This is a genomic window from Bradyrhizobium sp. SZCCHNR1017 (assembly GCF_032381375.1).
Classification (GTDB): Bacteria; Pseudomonadota; Alphaproteobacteria; order Rhizobiales; family Xanthobacteraceae; genus Bradyrhizobium.
Genome location: NZ_JAUHIR010000038.1, coordinates 1 through 4,501, shown reverse-complemented (window position 1 = coordinate 4,501; position 4,501 = coordinate 1). Strand labels below are relative to the sequence as shown.

The 4,501-nt window shown below is 60.4% G+C and carries 5 protein-coding genes; all 5 read left to right on the top strand.

Going from position 1 to position 4,501, the window contains the following annotated elements:
* Positions 1–557: 557 nt before the first annotated feature.
* On the top strand, positions 558–1,289 hold the full coding sequence (locus QW863_RS35930; RefSeq protein WP_315770100.1) for a class I SAM-dependent methyltransferase: 732 nt from the start codon (positions 558–560) through the stop codon (positions 1,287–1,289).
* A 27-nt stretch (positions 1,290–1,316) separates the two neighbouring features.
* Positions 1,317–1,778, top strand: a complete 462-nt coding sequence (locus QW863_RS35925; RefSeq protein ID WP_315770098.1) for a DUF3526 domain-containing protein — start codon at positions 1,317–1,319, stop codon at positions 1,776–1,778.
* 544 nt (positions 1,779–2,322) lie between these two features.
* Positions 2,323–2,577 carry a hypothetical protein gene (locus QW863_RS35920; protein WP_315770096.1) on the top strand — a complete coding sequence of 85 codons (255 nt, stop codon included), beginning with the start codon at positions 2,323–2,325 and terminating at the stop codon, positions 2,575–2,577.
* A gap of 270 nt (positions 2,578–2,847) precedes the next feature.
* Positions 2,848–3,780 (top strand): Ku protein, encoded by a 933-nt coding sequence (locus QW863_RS35915; protein WP_315770094.1) that lies wholly within the window; start codon positions 2,848–2,850, stop codon positions 3,778–3,780.
* On the top strand, positions 3,777–4,103 hold the full coding sequence (locus QW863_RS35910) for a hypothetical protein (protein WP_315770092.1): 327 nt from the start codon (positions 3,777–3,779) through the stop codon (positions 4,101–4,103). The genes QW863_RS35915 and QW863_RS35910 overlap by 4 nt, the downstream gene beginning before the upstream one ends.
* Positions 4,104–4,501 lie beyond the last annotated feature (398 nt).

Here is a 4,501-nt window from a genome sequence, read left to right as displayed (position 1 = left end):
CAGCTGACAGGCCCGGCTCCAGCCGGCGAACGCGGTGGGCCGCCAGCTACACCACGCTTGGGGACACGATCCGTGAGAAGCGAAGGCACGACAAGACTCCACTCTTGCCGGAGCACGTCGGCGCAAAGCACAGGACATGCTCCAGCCCGTCGTGGCGCGGACAGCGTCCCCTGCCGACCCGGCACGACGCCGTCCTCCCGGAGCAGCCCCGCCTTCTCGACCTCCGCCGGCTCGACCCACCGACGCACCCTCAGCAGGCTCTTGGCGACCGCCGCCGCGATCGCTTCTGCCGTCATCCCTTCGCTCGCAGAAAGCACGATGTGAGCTCTCCAAACTACTTTCTGCGGCATATTACGGTCTCGGACCAGATGCTCCAATCGCTCACGATCGGCAGCGCTGATCGAAATTCGTTCGATTTTCCTCGTGGGCACAGATCCGCAGATCTGAGCCGATTTGTGAATCATCCGTCAGCATCGGAACACTAGGCCTGCCCCAAAGCACATGCACGATCGCCCTCGTTGCCAACCGCTTTGGGTTATGCCAGAGAACACTCTATCATGAGCCCAAATTACGAATTCGTGTTTCAGCGAGCGTTCTCGCTATCGTCAGTTGAACGGCCGCGCGTTCTGGACTACGGCTGCGGGCGCGGAGAGGTAGTCACCTATGGTCGTCAGGCTGGCTACGAGTTCTTCGGGGCAGACATCGAGGCTCCAGCCGCGGAGCGCCCCGAGCACTTCCGACCACTCGAAGAGGGGCGCCTCGGTTTCGATGACGGATTCTTCGATGTCGTCATTTCCAACCAGGTGTTCGAGCACGTTAGAGATCCAAAGCTTGCGGTTTCCGAGATCGCACGCGTGCTAAAGCCTGGAGGGACATTTCTGGCATTATTTCCGGACCGCACCTCTTGGTTCGAGGGACACGTCGGTCTCTACTTCGTGCACCATCTGCCAGATGCGATCGCTCACAGCTATATGCGCGCCGCCCACCAGCTCGGCTTCGGCTACTACCGAGAGAGCAAGAGTCCTAGGGATTGGGCTGACTTTATGCTAAACCAACTCAAGACAGACGTCTTCTACTACTCGCCAAACGATCTGCGAGCGTGGTGGCGATCAGCCTTCGGTTCCGCTCCGATCCCCGCTGAGGCCGACTTCATGCAATTCCGCATTCAGTCCGCAGGCTTCAAAAACGTGTCTCAGCTAGCACGAATGCCGGTGATCGGCGGGGTCCTCTCGTTCATCTGTAGAAAGCGAGCCGGCATAGTGTGGGTGATCCGTAAGTCTATCACCTGATTCCCCTACGCATCCGATCCAGAGGCCATGGCCGTCAAGGATGGACGCATCGAGGTGCCGTCACGCATGCGCGCATTCTTCCTTGCCAAGCAGCGGGTCGATCAGCAAATCGAGCTATTGCGCAAGCGTTTCGGCCACCAGCTTCTCGAGCAGCAGCAGCTTGTCGACGTCATCGGCTTTTTGTCACCGGCCATCCTCGCGAACGAGGCTCTGAATTCCATTGCAGGCACAGACTCGCACCGCTTTGTCGCCTTTAAAACCTACACCGAGGTATTCCACGACGACTGGCGCCGATTCATCTCGCAAAAAATTCTCGAGGACCGGGCGACGAGCCTGAAGGACCTGAATCTCCTACCGAAATGGCGTTGGACCGAGTTGGCGGCCAGAGAGACACGCTGGATCTGGTCCCGCATCGCGTTGATCTTGACGCTCGTAGCCGTCATGGGCTCACTGGTGGTCGCAAAAGCAACTCGCCAGTCGATTATTTGACGGGGCGCCGCGTCGAGCATTTGCACATCGGTGCGGAAAGCGTTTTTCAATCTCGCAGCTTCGTCCGGAAAGGGCGCAGCACCATCAGAAAATGATGCTCTGAAACTGCGCGCTCTGGCGTGAGAGTCAGGGGCGACTGCTTACCACAATGAGCCATCACTGACGCGATGCGTTTCCGGACGAAGCTGATCGCAATCACGCGGGCGATCTTCGCCAAACTCGGCGCAGCGAAGAAATCCTAAGCGCGCAAAATCAGTATGACTACGCTTGACATTCATCATACTCGAAGAACAATATGACAATCTCATGAAAAGGCCCCGGCTAGTCACGATGCGCCAGGGGCGGGGGCTTGCGACGTTGCATCGGCGGCGAACGACGTCGGCGCGCAGCGTCAGCGCAGGTCGGCATATTGACGCTCATCATTCGGCGCATCCTCGACGATCGCCCTGAGAGGCTGACGCACTAGTACCTCGACACAGAGGTTTTGACCGGTTGATCGGGGTCCTGCAGGATCGACAGGTGTTCGGGCGCGACGAAGACTTGGATGCTGCGTGAGGCGCCCGGTGTTCTGCGAATGAATCCGGCGCGCTCGAGCGTGAGTATCATCTGGTGCACGGTCGGCGGCGTGACGCACGCAAAAGCTGCTGAAACACAGCAACAGCCGAAAGAAGGCGGCCGTTCAATTCGATCTTTGCTCGATGATGATACGGCGATCCGGAAAATCACCGAGGTCGAGCCAAAGCGGAGCGACGGCAGAGAAGGCACCCGCAGGAGGGTCAGCATAGCGGCCGCCGCGTGAGCGGAGGGACCCGGGACCGAGTGCAGTCGCGAGACCGGTTAACAAGGTACCCGCGCGGAGGCAGCATCGCGGCGCCGCAGCGAAGCGGAGGCGGCCTGCGCGCGAGTGCCTCCGGCGAGCGACCCAATACCTTGGTTTCAAACAGGCAAAGCCTCTTCTTTCCAAATTGAATTGGAGGCCTAATCCCCCCTGCTCGCTGCAATGGTGTCGGAACCCACCACGTCCAAACGTCTTGAATCCGGACCACTTCAACCCCGGAGTTCCGCGTAAATGGCCCCGCGCGCCAACTGGAAAGGCTTCCTGCGTCTGTCGCTCGTCACGTGCCCGGTAGCCTTCTACCCGGCCACGTCCGAGTCCGAGAAGATCTCATTCAACCAGCTGAACAAGCAGACCGGCCATCGTATCAGGTACGTCAAGGTCGACTCCGACACGGGCGAGGAGGTCTCGAACGAGGACATCGTCAAGGGCTATGAGCTCGAGAAGGGCCAATACATCGAGGTCTCGAAGGAGGAGCTCGAGGAGATCGCCCTCGAGTCCACGCGCACGATCGAGATCGACGAGTTCGTGGACAAGGCCGACATCGATCCGCGCTATCTGATCCGCCCCTACTACCTGCGTCCCGACGGCAAGGTCGGCCACGATGCCTTCGCCGTGATCCGCGAGACCATCCGGGAGATGAACAAGGTCGCGATCGGCCGGATCGTGCTCACCAACCGCGAGCACATCATCGCTCTCGAACCGATGGACAAGGGCTTGGTCGGCACGCTGCTGCGCTACCCCTACGAAGTGCGATCGGAGCAGGAGTATTTCGACGAAATCCAGGACGTGAAAATCACGAAGGACATGCTGGATCTCGCGCGGCACATCGTCGAGCAGAAGGCCGGCACCTTCACGCCGGAGAAGTTCGAGGACCATTATGAGACCGCGCTGATCGACCTGATCAATCAGAAGCGTGCGGGTAAGCCGATCCGCCCCAAGGATCGGCCGAAGGGCGAGAATGTCGTCGATCTGATGGAAGCGCTACGGCGGTCGGTCGGGCAGAAAGCACCATCGACGGAGGCGGCCGCCAAGCCGGCGAAGAAGCCGAAGAAAGCTGCCGCCGGCCAGAAGGAGATGCTGATGCCGATCGCAGGCAAAAAGACCGCCGGCAAGGAGGCGTCGGCGAAGAAGCAGGCGTCCGGCCGGCAGCGGAAGTCGGCTTGAAGTATCCTGTGACTCCGGACGGACGCTACTTCGTCGTCCGCGGGCGTCTTTGGCGCATGACCGATCCTGCCATCAGCGAGGACGAAAGAGGTAAGCTGACCACGCAGCTCATGTCGGCAAGGCGTGCAGTTCGGGCCGCCAAAGCGGCGAAAGATCCGGAAGCCGAAGCCGCAGCCCACCGCTCCGTGGATCAAGCCAAGAGAGCGCTGGGCGAGCGGGGGCCGGTCTGGTGGAGCGACGGCTCGCCCGATCTGAACCGTCACATGGCACGGAACACTCCCTACGCCGCGTGGTATGCTGCAGTCTCACAGTCGCGCAGGTAAGCTCCGGTGCCGCGTAAGCTGAAGACCTATCAGACCTCACTTGGCTTCTACGATCTCGCCATCGCGGCGCTCGCGGTACAAGGAAGGGATGACTCATGATTAGGCCGGACACCGAGGGCTCCCAGTCATGCCGGGAGCCTTCTCTTGTACTGCACCGCTATCCTCGGAGTACACTGGGCCATGAGCAAACGCCATGTTGGCAAGATCTGTGTCTACTGCGGCATTGCCCCAGCCGAGACCATGGATCATGTGTTCGCGCGGGAGTTTCTCCTGGTGAGTCGCCGCGCAAATTTGCCCAAGGTGCCCTGACCTTGCCCCCAAGTTTTATCCAGATCTGAGTTCGTTCGGGCGGTTTGATGTGCCCATCTGGGCGGTCGTAGCGGCGGGAGCTGGCGCGG

Coding starts and splice junctions, on each gene's coding strand:
- QW863_RS35925 (WP_315770098.1), top strand. CDS start 1,317: ATGGCCGTCAAGGATGGACGCATCGAGGTGCCGTCACGCATGCGCGCA.
- QW863_RS35915 (WP_315770094.1), top strand. CDS start 2,848: ATGGCCCCGCGCGCCAACTGGAAAGGCTTCCTGCGTCTGTCGCTCGTC.
- QW863_RS35930 (WP_315770100.1), top strand. CDS start 558: ATGAGCCCAAATTACGAATTCGTGTTTCAGCGAGCGTTCTCGCTATCG.
- QW863_RS35920 (WP_315770096.1), top strand. CDS start 2,323: ATGCTGCGTGAGGCGCCCGGTGTTCTGCGAATGAATCCGGCGCGCTCG.